General features: G+C 72.7%; 28 protein-coding genes, 1 tRNA gene and 2 pseudogenes. 12 read left to right on the top strand and 19 right to left on the bottom strand.

Features of this window, described 5'->3' with window-relative positions:
- Positions 1-91: pseudogene (locus ACFVJQ_RS41375) on the top strand (FMN-dependent NADH-azoreductase); the annotation flags it as partial.
- A gap of 66 nt (positions 92-157) precedes the next feature.
- Here the strand turns inward: ACFVJQ_RS41375 and ACFVJQ_RS41380 are convergent.
- Genes ACFVJQ_RS41380 through ACFVJQ_RS41395 form a run of 4 tightly spaced genes read right to left on the bottom strand, consistent with a single transcriptional unit; the run spans position 158 to position 4,113 of the window.
- Entirely contained in the window at positions 158-685 is a 528-nt protein-coding gene (locus ACFVJQ_RS41380; RefSeq protein ID WP_385272239.1) for an NUDIX hydrolase family protein, read from the bottom strand.
- 24 nt (positions 686-709) lie between these two features.
- Positions 710-1,855, bottom strand: coding sequence for an amidohydrolase family protein (locus ACFVJQ_RS41385; protein WP_385516810.1), 1,146 nt, complete (start codon positions 1,853-1,855; stop codon positions 710-712).
- 1 nt (position 1,856) lies between these two features.
- On the bottom strand, positions 1,857-3,260 hold the full coding sequence (locus tag ACFVJQ_RS41390; protein WP_385516812.1) for a glutamine synthetase family protein: 1,404 nt from the start codon (positions 3,258-3,260) through the stop codon (positions 1,857-1,859).
- Between the two features lie 40 nt (positions 3,261-3,300).
- Positions 3,301-4,113, bottom strand: coding sequence for an SAM-dependent methyltransferase (locus ACFVJQ_RS41395; protein WP_385790920.1), 813 nt, complete (start codon positions 4,111-4,113; stop codon positions 3,301-3,303).
- A gap of 179 nt (positions 4,114-4,292) precedes the next feature.
- On the opposite strand from ACFVJQ_RS41395, the gene ACFVJQ_RS41400 reads away from it, so the two are divergent.
- Both ACFVJQ_RS41400 and ACFVJQ_RS41405 read left to right on the top strand, forming a co-directional pair.
- A complete protein-coding gene (locus tag ACFVJQ_RS41400; protein ID WP_385790921.1) occupies positions 4,293-5,165 on the top strand; it encodes a Cof-type HAD-IIB family hydrolase in 873 nt (290 codons plus the stop codon).
- A gap of 260 nt (positions 5,166-5,425) precedes the next feature.
- A complete protein-coding gene (locus ACFVJQ_RS41405) occupies positions 5,426-6,406 on the top strand; it encodes a Dyp-type peroxidase (RefSeq protein WP_385790922.1) in 981 nt (326 codons plus the stop codon).
- On the opposite strand, the gene ACFVJQ_RS41410 is transcribed toward ACFVJQ_RS41405, so the two are convergent.
- From ACFVJQ_RS41410 to ACFVJQ_RS41430, 5 genes and pseudogenes are all read right to left on the bottom strand, one after another.
- Positions 6,367-7,647, bottom strand: a complete 1,281-nt coding sequence (locus ACFVJQ_RS41410) for a serine/threonine-protein kinase (protein WP_385790923.1) — start codon at positions 7,645-7,647, stop codon at positions 6,367-6,369. The genes ACFVJQ_RS41405 and ACFVJQ_RS41410 overlap by 40 nt on opposite strands.
- A 166-nt stretch (positions 7,648-7,813) precedes the next feature.
- Positions 7,814-8,512 (bottom strand): response regulator, encoded by a 699-nt coding sequence (locus tag ACFVJQ_RS41415; RefSeq protein ID WP_385516821.1) that lies wholly within the window; start codon positions 8,510-8,512, stop codon positions 7,814-7,816.
- 74 nt (positions 8,513-8,586) lie between these two features.
- Complete coding sequence (locus ACFVJQ_RS41420) at positions 8,587-10,575, bottom strand: FtsX-like permease family protein (RefSeq protein WP_385790924.1); 1,989 nt, start codon at positions 10,573-10,575, stop codon at positions 8,587-8,589.
- A gap of 23 nt (positions 10,576-10,598) precedes the next feature.
- Positions 10,599-11,281 (bottom strand): annotated as a pseudogene (locus ACFVJQ_RS41425) (ABC transporter ATP-binding protein).
- Between the two features lie 18 nt (positions 11,282-11,299).
- The gene (locus ACFVJQ_RS41430) at positions 11,300-11,668 is read right to left on the bottom strand and encodes a DUF4333 domain-containing protein (protein ID WP_385790925.1); all 369 of its coding nucleotides are present in this window, start codon (positions 11,666-11,668) and stop codon (positions 11,300-11,302) included.
- A gap of 150 nt (positions 11,669-11,818) precedes the next feature.
- On the opposite strand from ACFVJQ_RS41430, the gene ACFVJQ_RS41435 reads away from it, so the two are divergent.
- The gene (locus ACFVJQ_RS41435; protein WP_385790926.1) at positions 11,819-12,982 is read left to right on the top strand and encodes a sensor histidine kinase; all 1,164 of its coding nucleotides are present in this window, start codon (positions 11,819-11,821) and stop codon (positions 12,980-12,982) included.
- Here ACFVJQ_RS41435 and ACFVJQ_RS41440 read toward each other — a convergent pair.
- Positions 12,979-13,881 carry a nitroreductase/quinone reductase family protein gene (locus ACFVJQ_RS41440; RefSeq protein ID WP_385516831.1) on the bottom strand — a complete coding sequence of 301 codons (903 nt, stop codon included), beginning with the start codon at positions 13,879-13,881 and terminating at the stop codon, positions 12,979-12,981. The genes ACFVJQ_RS41435 and ACFVJQ_RS41440 overlap by 4 nt on opposite strands.
- 148 nt (positions 13,882-14,029) lie before the next feature.
- Between ACFVJQ_RS41440 and ACFVJQ_RS41445 the strand changes: the two genes are divergently transcribed.
- Together ACFVJQ_RS41445 and ACFVJQ_RS41450 are read left to right on the top strand one after the other, a co-directional pair.
- Entirely contained in the window at positions 14,030-14,428 is a 399-nt protein-coding gene (locus ACFVJQ_RS41445) for a MarR family transcriptional regulator (protein ID WP_385516889.1), read from the top strand.
- Positions 14,429-14,528: 100 nt separating this feature from the next.
- Complete coding sequence (locus ACFVJQ_RS41450; RefSeq protein ID WP_385516833.1) at positions 14,529-15,773, top strand: amidohydrolase; 1,245 nt, start codon at positions 14,529-14,531, stop codon at positions 15,771-15,773.
- Positions 15,774-15,811: 38 nt separating this feature from the next.
- Here ACFVJQ_RS41450 and ACFVJQ_RS41455 read toward each other — a convergent pair whose 3' ends face one another.
- From ACFVJQ_RS41455 to ACFVJQ_RS41475, 5 genes are read right to left on the bottom strand one after another with little or no spacing between them, the layout of a single operon-like run.
- A complete protein-coding gene (locus tag ACFVJQ_RS41455) occupies positions 15,812-16,459 on the bottom strand; it encodes an endonuclease (RefSeq protein WP_385790927.1) in 648 nt (215 codons plus the stop codon).
- Complete coding sequence (locus tag ACFVJQ_RS41460) at positions 16,456-16,788, bottom strand: DUF3140 domain-containing protein (protein WP_385790937.1); 333 nt, start codon at positions 16,786-16,788, stop codon at positions 16,456-16,458. Before ACFVJQ_RS41460 ends, ACFVJQ_RS41455 begins: the two co-directional genes overlap by 4 nt.
- A gap of 43 nt (positions 16,789-16,831) precedes the next feature.
- A complete protein-coding gene (locus tag ACFVJQ_RS41465) occupies positions 16,832-17,311 on the bottom strand; it encodes a Dps family protein (protein ID WP_385790928.1) in 480 nt (159 codons plus the stop codon).
- Positions 17,308-17,592, bottom strand: coding sequence for a WhiB family transcriptional regulator (locus tag ACFVJQ_RS41470; RefSeq protein ID WP_385516839.1), 285 nt, complete (start codon positions 17,590-17,592; stop codon positions 17,308-17,310). Before ACFVJQ_RS41470 ends, ACFVJQ_RS41465 begins: the two co-directional genes overlap by 4 nt.
- 27 nt (positions 17,593-17,619) lie before the next feature.
- On the bottom strand, positions 17,620-18,429 hold the full coding sequence (locus ACFVJQ_RS41475) for an alpha/beta hydrolase (protein WP_385790929.1): 810 nt from the start codon (positions 18,427-18,429) through the stop codon (positions 17,620-17,622).
- A 147-nt stretch (positions 18,430-18,576) separates the two neighbouring features.
- Here ACFVJQ_RS41475 and ACFVJQ_RS41480 point away from each other — a divergent pair, with 147 nt between their 5' ends.
- Together ACFVJQ_RS41480 and ACFVJQ_RS41485 are read left to right on the top strand one after the other, a co-directional pair.
- The gene (locus ACFVJQ_RS41480) at positions 18,577-19,764 is read left to right on the top strand and encodes a thiolase family protein (RefSeq protein ID WP_385516843.1); all 1,188 of its coding nucleotides are present in this window, start codon (positions 18,577-18,579) and stop codon (positions 19,762-19,764) included.
- A gap of 94 nt (positions 19,765-19,858) precedes the next feature.
- Positions 19,859-20,635, top strand: coding sequence for a sulfite exporter TauE/SafE family protein (locus tag ACFVJQ_RS41485; protein ID WP_385790930.1), 777 nt, complete (start codon positions 19,859-19,861; stop codon positions 20,633-20,635).
- Here ACFVJQ_RS41485 and ACFVJQ_RS41490 read toward each other — a convergent pair.
- A complete protein-coding gene (locus ACFVJQ_RS41490) occupies positions 20,624-21,418 on the bottom strand; it encodes a TIGR01458 family HAD-type hydrolase (protein ID WP_385790931.1) in 795 nt (264 codons plus the stop codon). The genes ACFVJQ_RS41485 and ACFVJQ_RS41490 overlap by 12 nt on opposite strands.
- 69 nt (positions 21,419-21,487) lie before the next feature.
- On the opposite strand from ACFVJQ_RS41490, the gene ACFVJQ_RS41495 reads away from it, so the two are divergent.
- Positions 21,488-22,228 carry a cobalt-precorrin-6A reductase gene (locus ACFVJQ_RS41495; RefSeq protein ID WP_385790932.1) on the top strand — a complete coding sequence of 247 codons (741 nt, stop codon included), beginning with the start codon at positions 21,488-21,490 and terminating at the stop codon, positions 22,226-22,228.
- Positions 22,229-22,235: 7 nt separating this feature from the next.
- Here the strand turns inward: ACFVJQ_RS41495 and ACFVJQ_RS41500 are convergent, their stop codons facing one another.
- The 3 genes from ACFVJQ_RS41500 to ACFVJQ_RS41510 all read right to left on the bottom strand — a co-directional run bounded on the left by ACFVJQ_RS41500 (position 22,236) and on the right by ACFVJQ_RS41510 (position 24,787).
- The gene (locus tag ACFVJQ_RS41500) at positions 22,236-23,246 is read right to left on the bottom strand and encodes a YbhN family protein (RefSeq protein ID WP_385516851.1); all 1,011 of its coding nucleotides are present in this window, start codon (positions 23,244-23,246) and stop codon (positions 22,236-22,238) included.
- Positions 23,247-23,445: 199 nt separating this feature from the next.
- Positions 23,446-24,219, bottom strand: a complete 774-nt coding sequence (gene cobF / locus ACFVJQ_RS41505) for a precorrin-6A synthase (deacetylating) (RefSeq protein WP_385516853.1) — start codon at positions 24,217-24,219, stop codon at positions 23,446-23,448.
- 49 nt (positions 24,220-24,268) lie between these two features.
- The gene (locus tag ACFVJQ_RS41510; protein ID WP_385790933.1) at positions 24,269-24,787 is read right to left on the bottom strand and encodes a DUF309 domain-containing protein; all 519 of its coding nucleotides are present in this window, start codon (positions 24,785-24,787) and stop codon (positions 24,269-24,271) included.
- Positions 24,788-24,886: 99 nt separating this feature from the next.
- On the opposite strand from ACFVJQ_RS41510, the gene ACFVJQ_RS41515 reads away from it, so the two are divergent.
- The 3 genes from ACFVJQ_RS41515 (at position 24,887) to ACFVJQ_RS41525 (ending at position 26,246) form a co-directional block, all read left to right on the top strand.
- Positions 24,887-24,960: transfer RNA gene (locus tag ACFVJQ_RS41515), tRNA-Pro, on the top strand.
- A gap of 235 nt (positions 24,961-25,195) precedes the next feature.
- Positions 25,196-25,825, top strand: a complete 630-nt coding sequence (locus ACFVJQ_RS41520; protein WP_385516857.1) for a tyrosine-type recombinase/integrase — start codon at positions 25,196-25,198, stop codon at positions 25,823-25,825.
- Positions 25,826-26,015: 190 nt separating this feature from the next.
- Positions 26,016-26,246, top strand: coding sequence for a hypothetical protein (locus ACFVJQ_RS41525; RefSeq protein WP_385516859.1), 231 nt, complete (start codon positions 26,016-26,018; stop codon positions 26,244-26,246).
- Positions 26,247-26,254: the final 8 nt, after the last annotated feature.

Raw genomic sequence — 26,254 nt, forward strand, 5'->3', positions numbered from 1 at the left:
GCTGGTGCCGCTCTTCGAGGCCTCCCGCGAGCGCGCCCTCCAGGACGCCGCCACCAAGGCCAAGACCCTCGCCGAACGCCTCGCCGCGTAAGCGGGCCCGGTCGAGTGACGGCGCCCGGCGCCCGCGCGGTGTCGCTGCGGGTGTGCCGGGCGTCGTTCAGAACGCGAGACCGACGTGGGCGAGTGCCTGCTTGAGGAGTACGCCGTGACCGCCCGGCATCTCGCTCTGCACCGCCGGGGAGGCCGCCTCCTGCGGGCTGAACCACACCAGGTCCAGCGCGTCCTGACGCGGACGGCAGTCGCCGGTCACCGGGACCACGTAGGCGAGGGACACGGCATGCTGACGCGGGTCGTGGTACGGCGTGATGCCCTGGGTCGGGAAGTACTCGGCGACCGTGAACGGCTGCAGGGAGGCCGGAACCCGGGGGAGTGCCACGGGGCCGAGGTCCTTCTCCAGGTGGCGCAGCAGGGCGTCGCGGACGCGTTCGTGGTGCAGTACCCGGCCGGAGACCAGGGTGCGGCTGACCGTTCCGTCCGGTCCGATGCGCAGCAGCAGGCCGATGCTGGTGACTTCACCGCTGTCGTCGACGCGCACGGGCACCGCCTCGACGTACAGGATCGGCATGCGGGCGCGCGCCATCTCGAGCTCGTCGGTCGTCAGCCAACCGGGCGTGGTTTCGGTCATGTCAGACATTGCTTGATCATACTTTCAGGTGTCGTCGGAAAACCGGTAGACCCGGAGGGCGTTGTCCCGCCCCGCCCACTGTGCGATCCGCAGTGCGTCGGGCAGGCTCAGCTCGTCGGCGTCCACCCGCTCCCGCAGCAGTCCGGCGAGCCCCTGCCGGAAGGCCAGCGCCCCCAGCGGGAAGAACTCGGCCACACCGTAGGCGTCGGAGCTGTACAGCAGTTTGCGGAACGGGGTGATCTCCATCGCCTCGGCCAGGACCGCCCGGGCCCGGCCGGGACCGACGTAGTGCAGGGTGAGGCCGACATCGAGGTACACCTGCTCGAACACGGCCGAAAGGTAGGCGGCCTGGCGCTGGTACGGCCAGCAGTGCAGGAGCAGCACCGGGACCGTGCCGGCGGTCAGGTGGAGCCAGTCGGTCAGGTGGGTGGGGTCCGCGCGGTGCAGCCGGATGTCGTTGTCCCCGAAACCGGCGTGCAGCTGGAGGGGGAGGCCGAGCTCGACGGCCGTCCACAGCAGGTGCCGTACGAGGACGGGGTCGTCCAGTCGCCCGCCCCCCGTCGCCGACCAGCGCCGAGCCGCCTCGGTGACCTCCTCGGCCGTGGGCCGCGCCGGGTCCAGGTCGAAGCCCGTGCGGTACGCGGCCACCGACTTCACCGCCACCACACCCGGCCGCCCCACCGCCTCCCGCGCGGCCGCCCGGAACGTCTCGGCGTACTCGTCCGGCTCGACGCCCGCCACGGCGACCGCCTCGGCGACGCTCTCCAGCCGTACGACCTCATGCGCGACGGCGCCGCCACCGGCGGCCCCGGCCAGCTCCGCCGGTGTGGTGAGGCCGTCCGGGGCGTACCCGGTGTCGACGCAGAACACCTCCGTCCCCGCCGCGGACAGGAACCGCCGGTTCACCTCCGCCGCGCCGAGCTCGGCCCGGCGGACCAGGTAGTCCTCGGCGGGGGCGTGCCGCGGCAGGTCGAGCAGGGGTGCGCAGTGGCGGCGGACGGCGACGCCGACGGGACTGTCGAAGGGGGACATGCCCGGCCACACCTCGCCCTCGGTGATCAGCGACTCGAAGCGCCGCATGCTCACATCCCCGGTGACCACGCCATGGCAGTGGTGGTCCACCAGGGGCAGCGCGGCGAGCGCCTCCTCGATGGGGCCGGTGCCGCTCATGTCAGTACACCCAGCGGTACGCCGCCGCCACCCGGGCGTCGTCCAGCCCGGCGACGGAGGCGATCTCCCCGCGCCGTACGGCGGTCACCGCATCGGCCAGGACCGGTCCCAGCGCGGCCCGCAGCCGCTCGTCCCCGGTGAACTCCGCGACGGCCTCGTCCAGCGACACCGGCAGCCGGCGCACACCCCGGGCCGCCGCCTCCTCGGCGTCGAGCCGTGCCGGATCCCCGGTGGTCTCCTCGGGCAGTGCCGCGGACGTCGCCAGGCCGTCCAGCCCGGCGGCGATGACACAACCGAGGGCCAGATACGGGTTGGCGGCCAGGTCGACGGGCTTCACCTCCAGGTTCGCCGCCTGGTCGCGCAGCCCCGCCGTGCCCGTGATGACCCGCACCGCGGTCTCCCGGGTCTCCCGGCCCCAGGCGGTGAACACCCCGGCCCACTGGGACGGTCTGAGCCGCAGACAGCTCGCCGGGCTGGGTGCTGTCACCGCCGTGAGGCCCGGCAGGTGGGCCAGGATCCCGGCCGCGAAGGACTCGGCGTCGGCCGTCATGCCGTACCGGCGGTCACCGCCGGAGTGCAGGTTGACGCCGTCGCGCCAGGCGGAGAGGTGGAGGTGGCCGCCGTTGCCGACGCCTTCGGCGGACACGGCCGGGGCGAAGGAGACCCGCAGCCCGTGCCGCCGGGCCACCGCGCGGATGGTCTGCCGTACCAGCACGCTGCGGTCGGCCGCCGCCACCGGGTCCAGCGCACCCACCGAGATCTCGAACTGCCCGGCCGCGTATTCGGGATGGACCTGGTCGACGTCCACGCCCTGCGCCGCACAGGCCGCCAGCAGATCGGCGGTGCAGTCGCTCAACTCGATCTGCCGGGTGGCGCCGTACGCCGGCCCCGACACCGCCGGGACGAACTCCCCGTCGGGTGCCGAACCCAGCCCCACCGCCCACTCGATCTCGACGGCTGCCCGGAAGGTGATGCCGTGTTGCCGCGCCGCCTCGGCGACGACCCGGCGCAGAAACGTGCGGCTGCAGGCCGGGTGCGGCTCGCCGTCCTGCGTGATCCGGTCCACCGGGGCCCACGCCCAGCCGGGCTGCCCGGCGAGCACGGTGAGCCGGGCCAGGTCGGGATAGAGGCGCAGATCGCCGTCGGGGGAGCCGAGCACGTCGGTGGTGACGATGGAGTCGTTCGCAAGGAAGGTGTCGAACACTGGCGACATGCCGACGCCCCAGGCCGCGGCCGCGGCGAGCCTGGCGGTCGGGATCGTCTTCACGCGGGTGATGCCCGCGGTGTCGACGTAAGCCAGGACGATCCCGTGCACGCCCCGCCCGGACAGCTCGCCGCTCAGCGCGGTGGCCTGCTCGACGTCACCGGGACGCCCGCCCGGGACGGGGTCGGCGAGGGTGGTCATACGTCCTCCAGGGCGGCCTCGGCCAGGGGTGCGGGCCGGGTCAGGGTTTCACGGTCACCGCGCCGAACTGCGGTACCACGACGGGGGCGTGGAGATCGGATCGCCACTGCGAACACGACACGAGCCCCGGTTCGATCAGCTCAAGACCGTCGAAGAAGGAGGCGATCTCGGCGCGGCTGCGGGCGGTGATCGGCGGGGTGGCGTTCTCGTTCCAGAACTTCATGGCCGGGATCTGGCCCTCGCCGCCCAGTTCGGCCTCGTGGGTGGGGTGCGTCAGGACCAGGAAGCTGCCGGAGGGGACCGCGGCCATGACGCGGCGGGCGATGTCCCGCGCCTTGTCGGTGTCCAGAACGAAGTTGAGGATGCCCAGCATCATGACCGCGACGGGACGCGTGAAGTCCAGTGTGCTCGCGGCCCGTTCGAGGATGGTGTCCGGGTCGTGCACGTCCGCGTCGATGTAGTCGGTGACGCCCTGCGGCACACCGGTCAGCAGCGTGCGGGCGTGGATCAGCACGATGGGGTCGTTGTCGACGTACACGATCCGTGACTCAGGGGCGATCCGCTGGGCGATCTCGTGGGTGTTGTCCGCCGTGGGCAGCCCGGTGCCGATGTCCAGGAACTGCCGGACCCCGCGCTCCTCGGCCAGGAACCGCACCGCCCGGCCCAGGAACTCGCGGTCCGCTCGGGCGATGTCCCGGATGAGCGGGAACATCGATGCGACGTGGTCACCGACCCGGTGGTCGACCTCGTAGTTGTCCTTGCCGCCGATCCAGTAGTTCCAGACCCGCGCGTTGTGCGCCACAGCGGTGTTCAGCCGTGCCGTACCCTCCGCCGGGGTGGGGGCCTCGCTCACGTCTCGTCCTCTCCTCGACCGGACCGCCGTCGTCGTTCGCCATTGTGCCGTGCTCATGATCAGTGTGTCCCGGGAATCGGGGCAGCGGGACCTCAGGGGGGCCGGGGGACGCCCCCGGTTAGGGTTGACAGCCGTACCCGGAACGACAACGGGCGCGACCGCGCCCCAGGAAACAGGACATGCCCTACTCCCACTCGCCCCTGCCCACCGCGTCCGACGCCCCGGCCGCCGCTCCCGCCGACATCAGGCTGGTCGTCACCGACATGGACGGCACTCTGCTGGACGACGACAAGCGGGCCCCGGCCGGACTGTGGGAGGTCCTGGACCGGCTGCGCGAGCGCGGAGTGCTGTTCAGCCCCGCGAGCGGCCGCCAGTACGCCACGCTGGCACGGGAGTTCGCCCCGGCGGCGCAGGGGATGGTGTTCATAGCGGAGAACGGCACCTATGTCGTGCGTGACGGCGTGGAGCTGAGCTCCGACCCGCTTCAGAGCGCCGTCGTCACCGAGGTCGTCGAGGCGGTACGGCGGCTCGCGGCCGACGGCGTCGACGTGGGGGCCGTCGTCTGCGGCAAGCGGTCCGCGTACGTGGAGCGGACCGACGCGGCCTTCCTCGCCGAGGTCCGCAGGTACTACGTCGAACACCGGACCGTCGAGGACGTCACCGCCGTCGACGACGACATCCTCAAGGTCGCCCTCTACGACTTCGGCCCCGTCGAACGCACCACGGCACCGGCCTTGCACCGCTTCACCGCCACCCATCAGGTCGTCGTCTCCGGCGAGCACTGGGTCGACATCATGAACCCCACCGCCAACAAGGGCGCCGCCGTCCGCCGGCTCCAGCGCGAACTCGGCATCACCCCCGCGCAGACCCTGGTCTTCGGCGACTACCTCAACGACCTGGAGATGCTCGACACCGCTGAGTGGTCCTTCGCCATGGCGAACGCCCACCCGGACGTCATACGGCGCGCCCGCCACCTGGCGCCGTCCAACAACGACAACGGCGTGCTGCGCACCGTCTCGCGGCTGCTGGGGCTGCCCGCCGCTCAGGGCTGAAACCGCTGCGTACCGATGCCCCGGACCACGTCATGTGGTGCGCCCTGGCCCTCGGCGCCGACCTCGGCGGCAACGCCACAGAGATACGCACGGCGCGCCGGAGACCGGCACATAGCTGACATGTCGTCATATTTGGTTGCTTCCGGTGAAGTTGTACGGCGTCGGCCGGGTCCGGTGTCGCCGGGCGTCGGGATGGGCATGGTGACTGGTGCTCCATCGGCCGCTCGGGCCGTTGGTGAGGACGTCGTCGAGGGAAAGCCATGTCGTCGCCGGTTCCGTCGGCCGATGGCCGGCCGCAGCCGCTGCTCGGCCCGTTGACCAGCGCCGCGGTCTTCCTGGTCGTCACCGTCGAACCAGGCGGGGAGACCGTGGCGCGGGAGCTGCTGGCGGGGCTCGCCGGACAGGAGCGGGCCCTCGGCTTCCCGCATCCCGACGGCGGGCTCTCCTGCGTCGCCGGGGTGGGGGCCCGGGCCTGGGACCGGCTGTTCGGCGTTCCCCGGCCCGCCGCGCTCGAGCCGTTCCGCGAGCTGACCGGGCCACGGCACCACGCGGTGTCCACGCCGGGAGACCTGCTGTTCCACATCAGGGCGAACCGGCCGGACCTGTGCTTCGCGCTGACCGCCGAGATCATGAAGGGGCTGCGCGGGGCGGCCATGGTCCAGGACGAGGTCCATGCCTTCGCCTACTACGACGCGCGCAACCTCCTCGGATTCGTCGACGGCACCGAGAACCCGGTCGGGCACGAGGCCGCCGACGCGGCGCTGGTCGGCGACGAGGACCCGGACTTCCGCGGCGGCTCCTACGCGGTCGTGCAGAAGTACCTGCACGACGTGGACGCCTGGGAGCGGCTGCCGGTCGAGACCCAGGAGAAGGTGATCGGCCGCACCAAGGCGACCAACGTCGAACTCGACGCGCCCGGTTCCCACAAGGACGTCAACACCGTCATCGGCCCGGACGGAACCGAGCAGCGCATCCTGCGCGCCGCGATGCCGTTCGGCCGACCGGGACACGGCGAGTTCGGCACGTACTTCATCGCCTACACCCGTGATCCCCGGGTGACGGACACGATGCTGGAGCGGATGTTCCTCGGCACGCCGACCTCGGGGCCCGATCCGCTGCTGGACTACTCCCGGGCGGTCACCGGAACCCGGTTCTTCGTCCCGTCGGCCGACTTCCTGCGCGCCATACCGGGGAACGGGGGTCAGTCGTCCTCCCCCTCCTTCTCCTCGTCGTCGGAGTGAGGCCTGCGCTCTTTCTTGTCCTCCGTGGCGTCCTGCCGTTCGTCGCCGCCGGTTTCCTCGGGCGTGGGGGTCGGCGAGGGCTGTACGGCCACGGCGGGGGAGGGTGTGGCCTCCGTGGGGGTGGGACCGGTGGTGCCGGTGACGTCCGTGCTGGAACCCTCCGCCGAACTGTTGTCGGGTGAGAACCACACCATGCCCACCAGCATCGCCGCCACGAAGAGCGCCACCGCGCCGGCGATCGCTGTCACCCGGGGCCGCCGCGTGAGGGTTTCGCGGACGCCCGGCCGGCTCCGGCGTCGTGTCGCCTGGGCCCGGGTCGTGTGCCGGGACGAGGACGGCAGCATGTACGTCGTCGCCGGGCCGGTCTCCGTGCTCGGGGGCTGCCCCGCGCGCGCCGGTGCCGGCGTGGCCGCGGGCAGCGGCTCGGGACGGCCCTGCCAGGCGCCCGAGGCGAACCAGTCGGCGACCTGCGCCGCACCCGGCCGATGCTCGGGCTGCTTGGCCAGCAGGCCCAGCAGATAGCTCTCGAAGGCGGGCGGGAGGTCGGCGCCGAGCTGCCGCGGCGGTGTCGGAGTGGCGTCCAGGTGCTGGTGCAGGATGGCGATCGCCGTGTCGGCCTGGAACGGCGGGCGCCCGGTGAGCAGCTGGTAGAGCACACAGCCCAGGGAGTACACGTCACTCGCCGGACCCGCGGGCTGCCCCAGCGCGCGTTCCGGCGCGAGGTAGAGGCTGGTGCCGACGATCTGTCCCGTGGCGGTGAGCGCGGCCGCCGGGTCGTCGAGGAAGCGGGCGATGCCGAAGTCGCCGATCTTCAGGGTGCCGTCGGCGTCGAGGAGCAGATTGGCCGGCTTGATGTCCCGGTGGACGATGCCCTGTTGGTGGGCGGCGTCGAGCCCCGCGGCCGCCTGCGCGGCGATGCGGGCCACCCGGTCGGCGGGCTGCGGCCCGGCGTCGGAGAGCACCCGGGCCAGGCTGTCGCCGTCGACCAGCTCCATCACGAGGAACAGCCGGTCGTCGTGCGCGCCGAAGTCCAGAACGCCCACCACGTACGGGTGATGGAGCCGTCCGGCGGTCTGCGCCTCCAGGCGGAAGCGGGAGGTGGCGGTGGGGTCGGAGTCCTGGGGCAGCAGCAGCTTGACGGCGACCGGTCTGCCGAGCGTCTCGTCGTACGCACGCCAGACCTCTCCCATCGCGCCCCGCCCGATCGGATCGTGCAGCCGGTACCGGCCCGCTATGAGCACCTGTGTTTCATCCTCATGCTGTGTGACGTCTCGACGCCGCAGGCCGCAACTGACCGCACGGGCGCGGTTGATGGTGGGGGGATGCCGCAGCTGCCACAGCGTACCGGTCGCGGACCGTGCCGATGATCACCCGGTCGGTCAGGACTCCGTGGTTGACGGCCGCGCTTCACGCCCGGGTCCGCGCGTGCCCGTGCTGCCAGGCCCAGGCCGCGATCTCGACCCTGTTCCGGGCGGCCAGCTTGAGCTGGACGCTGGACAGGTGCGTCTTGACCGTGGACAGGGAAACGTAGAGCTCGGCTGCGATCTCGGCGTTGGTGCGGCCCAGGGCGACCAGGCGGACGACGTCGAGCTCTCGTTCGGTGAGGGGATCGGGCAGCGGTGTGGGGCGCGCGGCCCCGGGAGGCTGCTGCGGGGCCGCCGTCAGGTGCTTGAGCAGGCGGACCGTGACCGACGGCGAGACCAGCGAGTCGCCGGCCGCGGCGGCCCGGACGGCCTCGGCGAGCAGCGTCGGCCCGGAGTCCTTGAGCAGGAATCCGCAGGCGCCGCCGCGCAGCGCCCCGTACACGTACTCGTCGAGGTCGAACGTCGTCACCACGACCACCCGCAGCGGGTCGGGGACGTCCGGCCCGGCCAGCAGCCGCGTGGCCTGAAGCCCGTCCAGCTTCGGCATCCGGATGTCCAGCAGGCAGACGTCCGGCCGCTCCTGTCGGGCCAGGGCCACGGCCTGCTCGCCGTCGGCGGCCTCCGCGACCACGGTGATGTCGGGCTGGGCGTCGAGGAAGAAGCGGAAGCCGGTGCGGACCATGTCCTGGTCGTCGGCGATCAGCACGCGGATGGGCGGGCTGGGCTGGGCGGGCGTGGTCATGGCTCGATCATGACTCAAGGGTTCGTCGAGGGGGCCGGCCCGCGTGGACGGCCCCCTTCAGCGGGGGCGGACCGTCAGTCCGCCGACTGCGCCGGGTCCGCCGTGACCGCCCGCAGCAGGGGGCGGCTTCCGGCGATCGCGGCGAACATCGCCAGCGTGCCCACGGCCAGGCAGACGGCCAGCTGCACGGTGCCGGAGGTGCTGATCGTGCTCTCGGCGGCCTTGTTGAACTGGTAGGCGGCGTACACGCCCGTCATCGTCGTGCCGCCTGCGAGGACGACCAGGGGCAGGGCGGTTTCCCGCACCCTGGCCCGGTCCAGCATCCTCAGCGGGGTTCCGGACAGCCGCAGCAGGCCGTACACCCGCCGCCGGTCCAGGACGTTCGCGGCGGCGGTGAGACCGGCGGAGGCGGTGGCGACCAGGAAGCCGACGGCCAGCGCGGCCGTGCCGAGGCCGGCGAGGAGCCCGCCGGCGGTGATGTCCTGGGCGCCTGCGTAGTCCCCGGTGTACGGGAGCCGGCCGGCGCCCAGGGGCTGCAGGGCGGTCAGGGCGGCGTCGGTCTGCTCCGGGCCGCCGGGGACGCGGACGATCACACCGTCGGCGCCGCCCAGCAGGAAGTCGTCGTCGCCCGCGCTCACCGTGGCGGTGACCCCCGCCTTCCTCAGCAGGGTGCGGGCCTCCGTGACGGCGGTCGCGCCCTTCGCCGCGGGTACGGCCATCCGGTCCCCGAAGTCGACGCCGCCGACGGCGAGATGCCCGACCGTGAAGAACCCGGCCACGAAACCCGCCAGCACCAGACCGCTGACGGTGCGCCAGGCACCGCGCGGGTCGTCGCTGAGCCGGCGCGCCGCCAGCAGGGTCGCCGGGCGGCGGGCGAAGCGGCCCGCGATCCGGCCCAGTCGGTCCACGACCCACGGCCCGAACAGCCAGAAGGCGCCGTAGAACAGCACCACGGAGCCGACCATTTGACCAGTGGTGAGGTCCGAGCCGTGCGCGGAGTGGCGGATGTAGACGAGGACCGCGGCGAAGAGCAGCAGCCGGATCAGGCGGGTGCGGCGGGGACTGGCCTGCTGGGCGACGCCCAGCGGCGTGGCCGCCACCTGGCGCAGCATCGACACCGCGCTCACCGCGATCAGCCCGGCCACACCCGCCACGACCGCGGCGAGCCAGGGCAGCCCCACCCACAGCTCACCGGCGTACCAGGTGCCGATGCCGTACGGGATCCGTGCCAGGGCGGGCAGCAGCGCGCAGTACGCCAGCGCGCCCGCCAGCGCGCCGGTCGCGCCGACGGCCGCCGCCTCGGCGGCGGTCATCGCCAGGATCTGCCGCGGGGTCGCTCCGGCCAGCCGCAGCGCGGCGAGCCGCTGCTCGCGCCGGGCCGCACCCAGCCGCCCGGCCGCCGCCGCGAGGACGACGACGGGAACGGCCAGCAGACCCACGCCCAGGAGCACCGTCTGCTGGTCGCCGGCGGTGAACACACTGCGCTCGCCGCCCGAGAACCCGGACACCACAGCCCGCGCGGTCAGCCCCTCGTCCCACAGCCCCTCGCCGTCGGCCGCCTTCGAGACGGCCGGGTCGGTGGCCGCCCGCCCGACCACGGCGAGCAGTTCGTCCGGCGAGGCGAGACCGGCGGCGCCGATCGTGCCGTACGACGACACCTTCGGGAGCCGGTCGGCCAGTTGCCCGGCGGGCAGCTTCCGCAACAGCTCGGCCAGGGCGGGGGAGACATACACCTCGCCCTCCCGCGGGAAGGCGGGCAGCCCCGGGGGTGCCGGGGTCGGCTTGCGACCGGGCAGTCGGGCCAGCGAGACGACGGTGACCGGCTCGTGGCGGACGTGCGTGGTGGCGAGTGCCTGTACGGCGGTGCCGTGCCGGTCGGGTCCGGGGGTGCGCCAGGCGGTGCGGTCGGCGCGGACGCCGGAGCCGAGGTAGGCGGCGAGCAGCACCAGCAGGACGAGCGCGCCGACGGCGGCGGCTGCGGCGGCGAGCAGGTGGCTCTGCAGGCCGCGGCGGCCGGAGGACCGGGCGAGGTGCCAGGTCAGGGGCAGGACGGGGGAGCGCATGGGATCTCCGGATGAGGGGCGGGTCAGACGACCGTGGACGGGGCGAACGAGCTGATCCGGCCGTCCGGACCTGAAGCACCCGGCCGCAGTGGGCGGCCATGTCGGCGTCGTGGGTGACCATCACCAGGGCGGCACCCTGCTCGCGGGTCACGGAGGTCAGCAGCCGGACCACGTCCACGCTGGTGGCCTGGTCCAGGGCGCCGGTCGGTTCGTCGGCGAACACGACGTCCGGGGCGACGACGAGGGCGCGGGCGATGGCGACCCGCTGGGCCTGCCCGCCGGACAGCTGCCCGGGGCGGCGCCGCTCCAGTCCGTCCAGACCGAGCGGCGCGAACCAGCGGCCGGCCCGCTGCACGGCCTGCCTGCGGGGGACGCCCTCCAGCATCAGCGGCAGGGCGACGTTCTCCTCGGCGGGCAGTTCGGGCAGCAGCTGCCCGAACTGGAAGACGAATCCGAAGCGCTTACGGCGCAGGGCACTGAGCCGGTTCTCGCCGAGGGCGTCGATCCGGTCGCCGTGCAGGTGGACCTCGCCACCGTCCGGGCGGACGATCCCGGCCAAGGTGTGCAGCAGGGTCGACTTGCCGGAGCCCGACGGGCCCATGATCGCCAGCGAGTCACGCTCGCCGACCTCGACGTCCACGCCGGCCAGCGCGGTGGTGGAGCCGTACTTCTTGGTGAGGCCGTACCCGGCCAGGACGATGCTCATGATGTGCCGTGGCCCTTCTCAGCGCTCGAACTTCCAGGTGACGGAGTCGGCGGTGGCCTTGACCACGCTGACCGGGATCCGGACCTCCTTGCCGTCGTCCGCCTTGCCCGTGCAGGTGACGGTGGCCCCGGCCACGGCCTTCAGACCGGACGGGCAGGAAACGTCGGTGACCTCGGTGCCGACCCAGGGCAGGGGGTGGTACTTGCTCTGGGCGCGGCCCGCGACGATCGTGCCGGACAGGGCCTTGTGACCGTCCACCGTCACTGTGGTGTGCGCGTCGAGGCCGGTGGTGGACTCGGTGCCGGACAGGAGATGGGTGCCGACGGCACCCACGGCGACCACGACGGTCGCGCCGCCGACGATGCCGACGAGGAACCTGCTCTGCATGACGTACTCCCGACGAGGTGAGGGACGAAGTAGCCACACCCTCGCCCGTGGGTACGCCCGCGCGCCTCGGCCGTACGGCCAGGGTTCGCGGCGACCACCTCGACCGTTCGGCCGATCCGGCCGCACAGGGGCTCGCCTACGGTGATCCGCATGAGAACCGTTTCCGGCCGGGGCTGTGCCCGGGGCTTCGTCGTCGGTGTCCTGCTCGCAGCTGCGGCCGCCGATGTGCTGATCACGTCGGCGGAGGGCCACTCCGCGTGGCCGGTGGCTCTCGTGGTGCTCGCCGGCCTCGCTGCCGTGCTGTGGCCGGTCGCCCGCCGGCCGCGATGGCTCACCCCGCAGGTGCGCACGGGAGCGCCCGCGCTCGCCTCCGCCGCCTACACGGGGGGCGTGCTGCTGGTCCGGGGGGAGGCGCTCTTCGGGCCGGGCGAGGCGGTGATCCTGCTGTGTCTGCTCTTCATCGCCGTACGCCACTGCCCGCACCCGTGGGCCCTGGTGTGCGGCGCCCTGGACGGCGGCGCCCTGCTGGCGCTGCTCTTGCGCTACTACCGGGAGCTGGGGAGCTCCACGCCGGGATTCATGGCGATCGGGCTGGTCCTGGTCGGTGGCGTCGCCGGGCTCGCCGGCTATCTGCGCACGCTGGACTACCGCCGGACCGTCGCCGTCGGCGAGACCCGCCGCGCCGAACGCCTCGCCATCGCCGCCGACCTGCACGACTTCGTCGCCCACCATGTCACCGGGATCCTCGTGCAGACGCAGATGGCCCGCATGATGGCGAGCAGCCGCCCGGACGAACTGGACCCCGTCCTCGCAGGCATCGAACGCGCCGCGACGGAGGCGCTCGCGTCCATGCGCCGCACCGTCGGCGTGCTGCGTGACTCCGGGGTGGAGTCGGCGGACCGCCGACCGGTGGGTGACCTGGCCGCGATCGCCGATCTCACGGGCGGCTTCGCGAGTCCCGGCGCCCAGCGCGTCACCCTGCACCGCGATCCCGCGGTGACCGACGACCTCCCGCACGAGGTGCAGGCGGCGGCCTTCCGGGTCGTACAGGAGGCGCTCACCAACGTACGGCGGCACGCGGGCGACGCCACCGAGATCACGGTGCGGCTGCGGCGCGAGGGCGACCGGCTCGTGGTGTCGGTCGCGGACGACGGCCGGGGCTGCAGCCGGCTCCCGGACGCGGCGCGTGGCGGCGGCTTCGGCCTCGTCGGCCTGAAGGAGCGGGTCACCGCGCTGGGCGGCGACATGCATGCGGGCCCGCGCGACGGTGACGGCTGGGAGGTCCGGGCGGTGTTCCCGGTGGCGAAGTCTTAGCGGGTGCCGCCGAACAGTGCCGGGAGCAGCTGTTCCTCCTCGCGGACGAAGTGGGCCTCCAGAACCGCTGCCAGGGAGGCGAGCTCGGCCCTCAGCTTGTGTACGTCACTGGCGGTGCGCGGCGTCGTCAGTTCGGCGACGAGGGTCTCGATGCTCGTGACCGTGCGGGCGACGGTCGCGTGCTCACGGCGCAACTGCGCGAGGGCCGGGGCGAGTTCGGGAAACTGTCGCTCGAAGTCGGTGAAGGCGCCGTCCTCGTTGGTGTGGTGCCCGTGCACGGCGGTGCAGAAGGTGAGGCAGTGGGTGGCCAGCCGTGGCCCCAGGGTCGGCGCGGCGACTCCTGGGGCCGCCAGATGGTCGTCGACGTCATCGAGGAGTGTGGCCAGGCCCTCACGCAGTTCGTCGTGGACGCGCAGCAGGAACTCGCCGATCGCGCGGGTGCGGGCCGGATCGGTCAGGTCGGTACGGCGTAAGGCGACGACCGGGACGATCCGTGTGGTGGCGGCCTGATAGGCGGTGAACGCCGGGTCGCGCTCGCACTGCTCCTGGTACAGGCGGTCGCGCTCGGTGCCGTGGAGCGGCTCCGCCGTGACGGCGTACCGCTCGACCCGGCCGTCGTCGGTGCCGACCTCGATGGTGAGCCGGGGGTCGGCCAGCATGTTGTGGTACCAGTCGGGGTGCTTCGGGCCGCCCGCGTTGGACGCGAAGACGAGCATCCGGTCGCCGTCGCGCGCGTACACCGCCGGGTTGGTGCGGAGGCGGCCGGTGCGGGCGCCGGTGGTGGTCAGCAGGACGAGGGGCACGCCCTCGAACATGCCGCCGACCCGGCCGCCGTTCGTCCGGAATTCGTCGATGACCTGCCGGTTGAAGTCGGCCGGTGAGGGGCTCTGTTCGGACATGGCTCAGGACTCTCCGAGATAGCATCGAGACAGGGACCTGTTTGCTTTGAAAGCAAATAGTTTTTGTAGTCAAAAGTATTGAAGGGTGTGGTCGCCGGTGTCAACGGACCCAGACGTCGACGAGTCGGTCCGGGCGCTGCTGCTGCTGATGCCGCGCATGGTCGGTCGCGTGAAACGGATCCCGGTCCCGGAGGCGTTCCAGTCGCTCGCGCTCGCGCCCCGCCATCTGTCGCTGCTCGCCTACCTGCTGTTCGACGGCCCGATGAGCGTCAACGAACTGGCTGCCCGGCTGGAAGTGGCGCCGACGACGGTGAGCCTGATGATCGGCGAGCTCAACCGGAAGGGCATCCTGGAGCGACGCGAGGACGAGACCGACCGCCGCCGCAAGATCGTCAGCATCGCCGACACCCACCGCGACACCATCAACGGCTGGCTCGGGCAGGGCGCCGGAGCCTGGCGCAAGGCCCTCGCGCCGTTGACGGCCGAGCAGCGGAAGATGTTCATCGACACGCTGGCCGCCTACGAGGCGGCCCTCGCGGAGGAGTGAACGCGCCGGGCGCGGTGCAGGATGACTGGCGCGGGTCGCAACCGCCCTGCGCGCGCCGCCGGTCCGTGGGTGCGCCGATGTCCGAGGAGAAGGAAGCAGCATGAGCGAACCGGCCGCCGTGGTCCGTCTCACCCGGGAACTCACCGCCGGGCTGAAGTCCGACGACCTGATCGACTTCTACCGGGACCTGCACCGTCACCCCGAGCTGTCCTTCCAGGAGCACCGGACCGCCGCCAAGCTCGCCGGGCGGCTGCGTGCGGCGGGATTCGAGGTGACCGAAGGGGTCGGCCGTACCGGCGTGGTGGGGGTGCTGGCCAACGGGGACGGGCCGGTCGTGTGGCTGCGCGGCGACATGGACGCGCTGCCGGTGCGGGAGGCGACGGGCCTCGACCACGCCTCCCGCGTCGACGGTGTGATGCACGCCTGCGGGCACGACCTGCATGTCACCTGGCTGGTCGGCGCCGCCGAGGCGCTGGCGGCCGGGCGGGAGAGCTGGTCGGGCACGCTCGTGGTGATCGGGCAGCCCGCGGAGGAGTCGGGTGGGGGAGCGGCGGCGATGGTCGCGGACGGGGTGCACGAGCGTTTCCCGCGGCCCGGCGTGCTGTTGGGCCAGCACGCGGCGCCCGGCCTCGCCGGGTTCTATCCGCACACCCCGGGCCTGATCCTGTCGGCCTCCGACGACATCGACGTCGTCGTGCACGGCCGCGGCGGCCACGGCTCGCGCCCCGAGACGACCGTCGACCCGGTGGTGACCGGCGCGTACATCGTCACGCGGCTGCAGACGGTGGTCTCCCGTGAGGTCGCTGCGGTGGAGTCGGCGGTGCTGACGGTGGGGCAGTTCCACGCCGGTACGCAGGCCAACATCATCCCCGCCGAGGCCCGGCTCGCGCTGAACCTGCGGACCCAGGACACCCACGTGCGCGAGCGCATCCTCGCCGCCGTCCGCCGCACCGTGGCCGGCGAGTGCGAGGCCGCCGGCTGTCCGGTGCCGCCCGAGGTCACGGTCAGACGCGGCTATCCCAACACGGTCAACGACGCGGCCCTGGACACGGAGATCGCGGCCGTGCACCGCGAACTGTTCGGCGCGCACACGGTGTTCGACTTCGGTCCGGCGATGGGCAGCGAGGACTTCTCCCTGCTCGCGCCCGCGGGAGTGCCGTACGACTACTGGTATGTCACCACGACTCCCGCGGACGTCTGGGATGCTGCGCCGGGCGAGCGACTGATGGACAAGCTCGACAACGTGCCGAGCAACCACAGCCCGCTGTTCTCCCCCGACCTCTCGGTGCTCGTGCCGGGGACGCGAACGCTGGTGTCGGCAGCGCTGAGCCGACTCAGCGGGTGAGGTGACCGAGTCGGCTCGGTGTCCAATGGAGTCGGGTGTCATCCGGCGCGTCGGAGACTGTCCTCGGCCACCTCCTTGTCCAGCGACGCCCGCACCAACGCGGCGGCCAGCACGGCCGGTTCGGTGTCGCCGGCGAGCTTCAGCAGACGCTCCGGATCCTTCGGCAGGCCCAGTCGCTCCGCGCCGTCCAGGGCCTTGCGGTCCAGGTAGGGTGCGACCTCGGGCCACACGCGCTGCGCCTCGCGCAGGAAGATGTCGGCACCGGCCGGCCCCAGGCCCGGGATCTCCTGGAGCAGCCGGCGCAGTTCGGGGACCTTGCCGTCCGCCTCTTCCCGCAGGCGGCGCAGATCGCCGCCCCACCGCCGGGTCAACAGCTCCGCGCCGTCGCCGAGCTGAGTCGCCGTGCGCTCGTCATAGCGCCGGTAGCCGCCCCGGCCCAGCGCGTCCACCCGCTGCTGCCAGTCGGCCTCGGCCATACGCCGGGGATCGCGCAGCCCCGCCTCGTGCAGTTCGCGTGCCGCCGCGACGGCGACCGAGGCGCGGATACGGGCGCTGAGCAGCACGGCCAGCACCAGCAGCCGGTACAGCGGCTGCGGGGTGTCCTTCAGCCGGATGCCCGCCTCCTCGGCGTACGTGCGCCCGTGCGCGCCGACGAGTTCCCGTACGACCCGCCGCTCGTCGCTCATGGCTTCAGCGGGTCGTGGCCCAACGTCATCAACTGGTGGCGCCGGCGCATCTGTTCGGGTTCGGGCTCGTTCTCGAGGTCCACCTGCTCGGTCACCGTCTCCACCACGTCGCGCATCACCTGGATGTCGTCGTCGGTGAGGTCGGTCCGGCGCTTCTGCAGGATGGCGAGCACATGCTGCCCGGTGGGTGTGCCGGCCTGGTCCGGCAGCGGCTCCGCGTCCTCGTCGGCGTCGCGGACCCGCAGCCAGGCGGCCAGCTCCTGCGAGGTCATGTTCACCACGCGGTGGAAGTCCTCCCACAGCGCGTCGAGTTCGAGGGCGTCGGTCATGGACATCGACCGTCCCTTCCGTGCGTAGCGTGCAGTCGGAGTGTCAGTCGCGCGGGAAGTTCTCCGCCTCGAACATCCACCGCTGCTTCTCCAGCTCGGCGGTGATGCCGAGGAACAGGTCCTGCGTCACCGGATCCGGCTTCTCGGTCGCCTCGATGCGCTTGCGCAGCCCACCGATCGCCGCCTCCAGCGCCTCCACCATCGTCTGGACGACCTCCGTGTCGCGCAGCCAGCCGTCCTTGGGGCTCGGCAGCGTGAAGCGAGCGGCGATGGTCTCGGGGCGGCCGTCCGGCGGGACGCCGAGCGCCGCGGCGCGCTCCGCCACCGTGTCGGCGAAACCGCGCGCGGCCGAGACCACCTCGTCGAGCTGGAAGTGGATCGAGCGGAACCGCGGTCCCACGATGTTCCAGTGCGCCTGCTTCCCGGTCAGTGACAGCCCGAGCAGGTCCACCAGGGTCTCCTGGAGTGCGTCGCAGGCGACCCGGCGCGCGTCGTCGGGCAGGGTGCTCCTCACGACGGTCATGGTGCGTCTCTCCCTCTCATGTCGTCCCTGGCTGTCCTGGGTGCACGGAGCAGCGCGGCGCGTTCGTGCTCGCCGGTCCCGCCCCACACGCCGGAGGTCTGCCCGGTGCTCAGTGCGTAGCGCAGACACTGGCTGATCACCGCGCAGCGGGCGCAGACGCGTTTGGCGGCCGCGATGTCCCGGAGCGCGGGTCCCGTCGTGCCCACGGGGAAGAACAGTTCGGGGTCCTCACCCACGCAGGCCGCTCGCCGCAACCACTCCATGCGGCGGCGGGTGCCCATGGCGAACCGGTGCAAACGCGGCGTGTCTCAGTCTCCGAGCACCCTGTCCACGAAGCGGGTCACCTCGGCGAACGCCTCGGCCCGGTCGGTCTCGTGGAAGACTTCATGGCGCGCGCCCGGAAAGATCCGCTCGGTCGGTGCGCCGCCGCTCAGCCGTTCGACACCGATGCGGCTCCCGGCGAGCGGGACCAGCCGGTCCTCCGTGCCGTGCAGCCACAGCAGCGGCAGTCCGCCGACGTCGCCGCCCTCGGCGACGTTCTCCAGGGTCCGTGCGAACGCCTCCAGCGTCGGCCGCTTCATCGGCCCGTGCCAGACCAGCGGATCGGCGGCGTAGGCCGCGCCGACGGCCGGATCGCGGGACAGGGCCGCCGGGTTGATCGGGATCTCGGGGATCTCGTCGTGGGCGAGCAGCCGGCCCGGTGTCTCCCAGCTGCCGATCACCGGTCCGGACAGCACGAGCGCGGCGAGCTCCGTGCCATGGCACTGTGCGTAGCGGGCGGCGATCAGGCCGCCCATGGAGTGCCCGATCAGGACGACCGGCGCCACGGGGTGCGTGGAGCGGGCCAGCTCGGCCACGGCGTGCAGGTCCGTGACGACGTCCTCGAAGTCCTCGATCACCACGCGCTCACCCGCCGACTTCCCGTGCCCGATGTGATCGGGCCCGAACACGGCCGCCCCGTGCCGCACCAGGACGCCGGCCAGCTCCTCGTACCGGCCGATGTGCTCGCCGTAGCCGTGCGCCACCAGGGCCACGTACCGCGGCTCCGGGTGGGGCCACTCGCGGACGGTGACCTCGCCGCGGGTTCCGGTGAGGATGTGCTCGCGGGCGTCGGCCATGTCTCCTCCGGCTGGGTCGGCGCGGGCTCCCGGAGATCTTCCCAGGGTGGCGGCCGGCGGTCTATAGTCAAAAACTAGCAGCGCTAATTAATGCTGGTGCCGGCCACCCCGCCGGTTCACCGAGCGATGTCGGTCAGGAGTCCTGTCGTGCGTCCCGTCCACTTCGCGGCCGCCCGCCGCACCCCCATCGGCAAGCTGCGCGGAGCCCTCTCCTCGGTACGGCCCGACGACCTCGCCGCGACCGTGATCCGCGCACTCGTCGCCGACCTGCCCGCCCTCGACCCGGCCCGCATCGACGACGTCTACTGGGGCGCCGCCAACCAGGCAGGCGAGGACAACCGCAACGTCGCCCGCATGGCCGCCCTGCTCGCCGGCCTCCCCGAGTCCGTCCCCGGCGCCACCGTCAACCGGCTGTGCGCCTCCGGCCTCGAGGCCGTCACCACCGCCGCCCGCACCATCGCCGCCGGTGAGGCCGACATCGTGCTCGCGGGCGGCTCCGAGTCGATGAGCCGCGCCCCCTTCGTCCTGCCCCGCCCCGACGAGGCCCTGCCGCACCGCATCGAGACCGTCGACACCCGGCTCGGCTGGCGCCTGGTCAACCCGGCGATGAAGGACCTGCACGGTCTGCTGTCCATGGGGGAGACCGCGGAGGAGGTCGCCGAGCGGTACGGGATCTCGCGCGAGCGCCAGGACGAGTTCGCGCTGCGCAGCCACCGACTCGCCGCCCTGGCCCGCAAGAACGGCCACTTCGACGACGAACTCCTGCCGGTGGAGCGGCCGGACGGTGTGCTGGTGGACGGCGACGAGTGCATCCGCGAGGACACCTCGTACGAGAAACTCTCCCGTCTGAAGCCGGTCTTCCGCGAGGGCGGCACCGTCACGGCGGGCAACGCGTCCCCGATGAACGACGGCGCCGCCGGGCTGCTCCTGGTCAGCGAGGAGGCCCTCGACGAGCTGGGACTGGAGTCGCTGGGCCGCTACGTCGCCGGTGCCTCGGCCGGTGTCCATCCGGACGTGATGGGCATCGGGCCGGTCCCCGCCACGCAGAAGGCGCTGGCCCGCGCCCACTGGAGCGTCGCGGACATCGAGGAGGCCGAGTTCAACGAGGCGTTCGCGGCCCAGGCCCTCGCCTGCATCGACCGGCTGGGCATCGACGCCGACCTGGTCAACCCGAGCGGCGGCGCGATCGCCCTCGGCCATCCGCTGGGCTGCTCGGGCGCGCGCATTCTCACGACGCTGCTGCACCGGATGCGGCGCACGGGCGCGGCCCGGGGGCTGGCGACGATGTGTGTGGGGGTGGGGCAGGGGAGCGCGGTGCTCGTCGAACGGGCCTAGTGCCGGTCCGGAGGCGCCCAGCCCGGCGTCTGGTGCCAAAAGGCGAGACGCTCCTTACGGGCACCGGTTAGTTGCACATAGCATCGGTGTCCGCATGAACACGATGACGTTGTGGCACATCACCGGCTGGGAATTCGCCGCGCTCGCCTTCGCGGCGCTCCTCGTCGGCTTCTCCAAGACCGCCGTGAGCGGGGCCAACACGGTCAGCCTCGCCGTCTTCGCGGCGGTCCTGCCCGCCCGCGCCTCCACCGGAGTGCTCCTGCCGGTCCTCATCGCCGGGGACGTGCTCGCGGTGCTCACCTACCGGCGGCACGCCCACTGGCCCACGCTGTGGCGGCTGTTCCCGGCGGTCGCGGCCGGCGTGGTCGTCGGCACGCTGTTCCTGGTGTGGGCCGACGACGAGATCGTACGGACCTCGATCGGTGCGATCCTGCTGATGATGGCGGGCGTGACGGTGTGGCGCCGGCGTACGGCCCGGGCGGCGGGGGAGGATCCGGGGTCGGTGACCAGCCGGGCGGGCCGGATCAAGGCCCGTTCGTACGGGGTCCTCGGCGGCTTCACCACCATGGTCGCCAACGCGGGCGGCCCGGTGATGTCGATGTACCTGCTGTCGGCGGGCTTCCGGAAGCTGGGGTTCCTGGGGACGTCGGCGTTCTTCTTCCTGATCGTCAACGTGTCCAAGGTGCCCTTCAGCGCGGGGCTCGGCCTGATCGACGGCCGCTCGCTGCTGCTGGATGCCGCGCTCGTGGTGTTCGTCGTCCCCGGGGCGTTGATCGGCAGATGGGCCGTGAACCGGATCAACCAGCGGCTGTTCGAGCAGCTGGTGATCGCGGCAACGGTGGTCGGCGGCGTGCAGCTGCTACTGCGTTAAGCCCAGCAGCGCCGGCAGATCCGCGAACGAGTCGAGCACATGGTCGGGCCTGCCGCTCGCGGCCTCATGGGTCTCCGGCAGGTACTTGCCCGTCCGCACCAGCACCCCGGTGATCCCGGCCCGCTGGGCCGCGAGGACGTCGGACTCGATGTCGTCCCCCACCATCACCGCCTCCTCCGCCCCGGCCCCGAGGTGCGCCAGAGCCGCCTCGAAGAAGGCGCGCGACGGTTTGCCGGTCACCTCGGCCTCGGTACGGGCCGCCGCCTCCAGCCCCGTGAGAAACGCCCCGGAATCCAGTTGGAGCCCTTCGTCCGTACGCCAGTACAGGTTGCGGTGCATGGCCACCAGCCGTGCCCCGCGTTGCAGATGTCCGAAGGCCCGGTTCAGTGCCTCGTACCCGAACTCGGGCCCGGCACCGCCGACGATGACGACGTCCGGGACGGGGTCGGGGCCGGCGAAGTCGACGACGGTCACCCCGGTGAGGTCCTCCTCGATGTCACCGTGATTCAGCAGCGCACAGCGGGCGCCGGGCAGGCGTTCGGCGAGGTGCGCGGCGGTCACGGCAGGGGCGGTGAGGATGTCCTCGGTGGCCACCGGGAACCCCGCGTCCGCCAGTGTCCCGGCGATCGAGGCACGGGTACGGGACGTCGTGTTGGTCACCAGGGCGACGGCGAGCCCGGCGTCCCGGATCTCCCGGAGCGCCTCGACCGCACCCGGCAGCGGCTGCCAGGAGACGGTGAGGACGCCGTCGATGTCGATGAGGACGGCACGCACTGAGTCCATGTCCGGACGATAGCCACTCGGGACGGTCCTGCGCGCAGCGGGCGGCGACCTGCCCCGTACGCTCGACGCATGTCCCGTCACGTCCTGGTCCTCGGCGGCACCACCGAGGCCCGCGAACTGGCCGCCGAGCTGGCGGCACGCCCGGGCGTGCGGGTCACGACCTCGCTGGCGGGGCGGGTGACCCGGCCGGGCGCGGTCGCGGGCGAGGTCCGGGTCGGGGGATTCGGCGGCGCACAGGGGTTGGCCGACTGGCTGCGGGCCCATGACGTGGCCGCCGTCGTCGACGCCACCCACCCCTTCGCCGAGACGATCACGGCGAACACCGCGCGGGCCGCGGCCCTGACCGGAGTGCCTGCCGTGGTGCTGCGCCGACCGGGCTGGCGGCCCGGGCCGGGCGACGACTGGCATCCGGCCGCCGCACTGCGCGACGCCGCCGACCTGCTGCCACGGCTCGGCCACCGGGTCTTCCTCACCACCGGACGTCTGGGGCTCGCCGCCTTCGCTCACCTGACGGAGCTGCACTTCGTCGTACGGAGCGTGGAACCGCCCGAGCCGCCGATGCCGCCGGACCTGGAACTGGTGCTGGCCCGCGGCCCGTTCACGCCGGCCGGTGAGTCGGCGCTGCTGCGTGAGCACCGGATCGACGTGCTGGTCACGAAGGACAGCGGGGGAGCGGCCACGGCGGCCAAGCTCACGGCGGCCCGTGAACTCGGTCTGCCCGTCGTGGTCGTACAACGCCCCCCACTGCCGGACGGAGTGACCGTCGTACCCGACGTCCCCGGGGCCATCGCGCTGCTCGGCCTCGACTGACGGCAGGTCACAGCACCTTGCGGTGGACCAGGGTGGACAGCACCAGCGCCCCCGGCAGCAGCGGCACCCACACCGTCACCACGCGGTAGCCGATGATCGTCGCCGTGGCCAGGCCCACGGGCGCGCCGAACGCCGCCATGGTGAACACCAGCGCCGCGTCCACGGGGCCGATACCGCCGGGCGCGGGCACGGCCCCGACCGCGGTACTCGCGATGAGCAGCGCGAAGACCACCTGCGCCCAGGACAACGGCAGCCCGAGCGAGAACCCCACCGTGGCGATCACGCTCCCCTGCAGCAGCGGAGTGGCGGCCGCCCCGCCCCAGAGGGCGAGGACACGGCTGGGCCGGGTGTGCAGGATGCGTGCGTCGGTCAGGGCGGTGCGCAGGAAGCCGAGGGCAGGTGTGCGCAGCACGCGTACGGCCGCCAGCAGCGTGGCGGCCACGGCGAGCGCGACCGCCACGCCGAGGGCGACCAGGAGCAGCGTGCGGTCGTCCGGGACCAGTGCGCCGAGATGCAGCATGTCCGGGAAGGCCACCAGGAAGACGAGCAGCACCATCGTCTTCGCGACCGGCTTGACCAGCGAGTACAGGGCGAGCGACGCGGTGCCCCGGGCGAGGGATATCCCCTGGCTCTGCAGGAAACGCAGGGTGACGGCGTGGGCGCCGATGCTGGCGGGGAGGACGTGGTTGGCGGCGCCGGCGGCGAACTGCGAGGCCAGCAGCAGCCCCGGCGGGAGGCGTTCGGGGATGGCGCCCTGCCGGACCAGCGCGGCGGCCACCCAGCCCATGCAGGTGAAGAACAGGGCGGCGAGCAGCCATCCGGGGTCGGCGGAAGCCAGGCGGGCGGCGCCGTCGCGTACGGTGCGCCAGTCCACCACCGCCCACGCCCCGATCAGCAGGAGCGGTAGCAGGGCGAGCGCATGGCGGGCGAGGCGTGAGAGGCGTTCGGCGGCGGGGGAGCGGACGGGGGCGGCGGGGAGCGGCGTGGGGAGCGCGGCCGCGGGCCGGAGCAGGGACACGGCGTACGTCGTCCTTTCGCATCGCGGCCCGTGGGGTGCGGGGCGGACGGATGCAGGGCGAGGCAGGTGGGGACGGCTGAAACGTGCCCGCCCGGTATGACGCTCCGGTGTCCGGCAGCCGACGCGACGCCAGCGGGCAGCGCAAGAAAGACGCCGCGACGTCGGCGGGCGCGGTCCGCCGAGGTGCAGACCGCAGGCCCTAGCGGTTCTTCGGATTGCGCCGCAACAGGTACGTGTCCATGATCCAGCCCTTGCGCTCCCGTGCCTCGGCCCGCAACCGCTCGATGCGTGGTGCCGCCTCGGCGATCGGGCCGGAGGCGAGGATCTCGTCCGGTGTGCCGAGGTACGCGCCCCAGTAGATGTCGATGTCCTGGTCGGCGTACTGCCGGAAGGTCTGCCGGGCGTCCAGCATGACCACCACGTCGTCCACGCCCTGAGGGAAGCCCTCGGCGAGCCGCCGGCCCGTGGTGATCTGCACCGGCCGGGCGACCCGGTTGAGGCCCGTGCGATGACGGGCGACCAGGGCCGAGACACTGCTGATGCCCGGCACGACGTCGTACTCGAAGGCCACCGTGCCGCGCAGGAGGACCTCCTCCAGGATGCCCAGCGTGCTGTCGTACAGCGCGGGATCGCCCCACACCAGGAACGCGCCGCTCTCCTCCTCGCCCAGCTCCTCGACGATGAGCCGCTCGTAGATGTCGGCGCGGGCACTGCGCCAGTCGTCGACGGCCGGTGAGTACGCCGCGCCGCCCGCGCTGCGGTCCCGCTCCGGGTCGCGCGCCGCCACCAGGCGGTACGTCCCCTCCGGTATGTGCGTGTCGAGCATGTCCCGGCGCAGTTGCGTGAGGTCCGACTTCACCTCGCCCTTGTCGAGGAGGAAGAACACGTCCGTGCTTCGCAGCGCCCGGACCGCCTGCAGGGTCAGCTGGTCGGGGTCGCCCGCGCCGATACCGATGACATGAATCTTTCGCACACCCAGAGTCTGCCGCACGCCACTGACAGTGGGTGCACCGCCCGGACGATCACGATCCCCGCAGACGCGGCGCCCGCTCCCCGGCATCCACCGCGGCCCCGCCCTCGACGGCCCCGGCCAGCTCCCGCGCCCAGCCGGCCAGCCCCGCCACATCCATGCCGTACGGCCGCTGCCGCCCGGCCCGCGTCGCCCACTCCTCGACCGCGCCCGCCCCGCGCCGCAGCAGCCGTGCACCGCCCGTCGCGTTGCCCCGGGCCGCGTGGGTGAGCCCCACGGCGAGCTGGGCGAGCCCGCGCCACAGTGTGCGCTCCTGCTCGGGCCCCGACTTCCAGGCGTCCTCGAACACCTCGTGCGCGTGGAACGGCTTCCCCTCGTCCAGCAGCGCCTGCGCCTCGGCGACGGTCTCCTCCGGCGTCCGTACGATCCCCTCGGGCTGCCGTGCCACGCCGTCGGCGCCGTACGGCAACGGGCGCCCGAGCCCGTCCCGCGGCCGCGCGTTGCGTGCCCGGCCCTCGCTGTCCCGGTCCCGTGCCGCGACCGGCCGGCTGCCTTCCGATGCGCTGCCCATACGACGATTGTCCTGCCTCCGGTGCCCCTTCGGCGCACCGGGGTACGTGAGGTAAAGTACTGCCCGCGCGATCACGCGGTTCACCGCGACGGAGCGCATCGGGACGTGGCGCAGCTTGGTAGCGCACTTGACTGGGGGTCAAGGGGTCGCAGGTTCAAATCCTGTCGTCCCGACGGTGCGAAGGGTCTTCGCAGGCGAGAGTCTGCGGGGGCCCTTTTCGTGTGGGGCGCTTCCGATCTTCGAGGTTGAGCATGCCGCTCATCGGCACCTTTACTCGGAGGCCGGCGAAGATGCCGTTGCTGGACCTGGAGAAGATGACCGCGGGTCTGTCGAAGACCTGGTCGGGATTCCTGTGGGACTGGACCGCTCCCTGCGGGCGGGGATCCTGTCGATGTCAGCCGTGCGCACGTGGAGGCGTTCCAGGCGTGGGTGATCGAGACACGGTCGGCGTCGACGGCGCAGAAGCTGATCCCGGTCATCCGCGACGAAGAGACCTCGAAGGTCCTCGGCACCTGCAAAGGCAGGGAGTTCGCTCAGCTGCGGGACGAGGCGATCATCCGCTTGTACTGCAACACGGGTGCGCGATTGTCGGAAGTCGGCAACCTCCTGCTCGACGACATCGACCTGGCCACCGAATCGGTGCACTACCACGGCAAGGGCAGCAGGGACCGGCGTGTGCGCTTCGGACCGAAAACCGCCCGGGCCGTCAGCCGCTACCTGCGGGCCCGGGCACAGCGCAAGGCGGCCCATCTGCCGGATCTGCGGCTGGCCGAGCGGGGTGTGCGGCGGCTCGCGCCGAACGGCATCAAGGTCATGCTCAAGCGCCGGGGCCTTGCAGCCGGGCTGGTCGAGCTACACGCGCACCGGTGGCGGCACGCCTTCGCCCACGAATGGAAGCGCGCCGGCGGCGACACCGGGAACTTGATGCTGCTGCTGGGCTGGACGTCGGAGGAGATGCCCCACCGCTACGGGGCCGGCGCGGCTGCCGAACGGGCCCAGGAAACCCACCAGCGGATCGGGGTCGGCGATCATGTCTGAGCCCGCTGCCCTGCCCGCGAGGGGAAGCGCTGCACGGGCAGCAGCTCGTCTTCCGCGCCGTTACCGCGATCACGAGCACGGTGGTCGGGCTGGCCTTCCTCTTCGGCTTCGGCAACGTATGGACCTTGGCCCTGCGGCTGGGGGTGTCCGGCTGGGTGGCCCCGCTCGTCGCACCCGCCGTGGACTTTCGGTGCTGGCGCTGCTCTTGGCGATCCGCTACCTCACCCTGTGCGATGCCCCCGCGGCGGCCCTGCGTCCCGCCCGCAGGCTGCTGCTCCTGACGAGCCTGTTGACGCTCGTCCTCAACGTCACCGAGCCGCTGCTCGTCGGCGCGTACGGGTGGGCCGCCTTCGACGCGGTCGGTCCCCTGCTCCCTGATCGGCTGGGCCGAGGTCGGCCCCGGCCTGCTGCAGGCCATTAGCGGTATCC

Source organism: Streptomyces sp. NPDC127197, assembly GCF_042672405.1.
Lineage (GTDB): Bacteria > Actinomycetota > Actinomycetes > Streptomycetales > Streptomycetaceae > Streptomyces > Streptomyces flavusporus.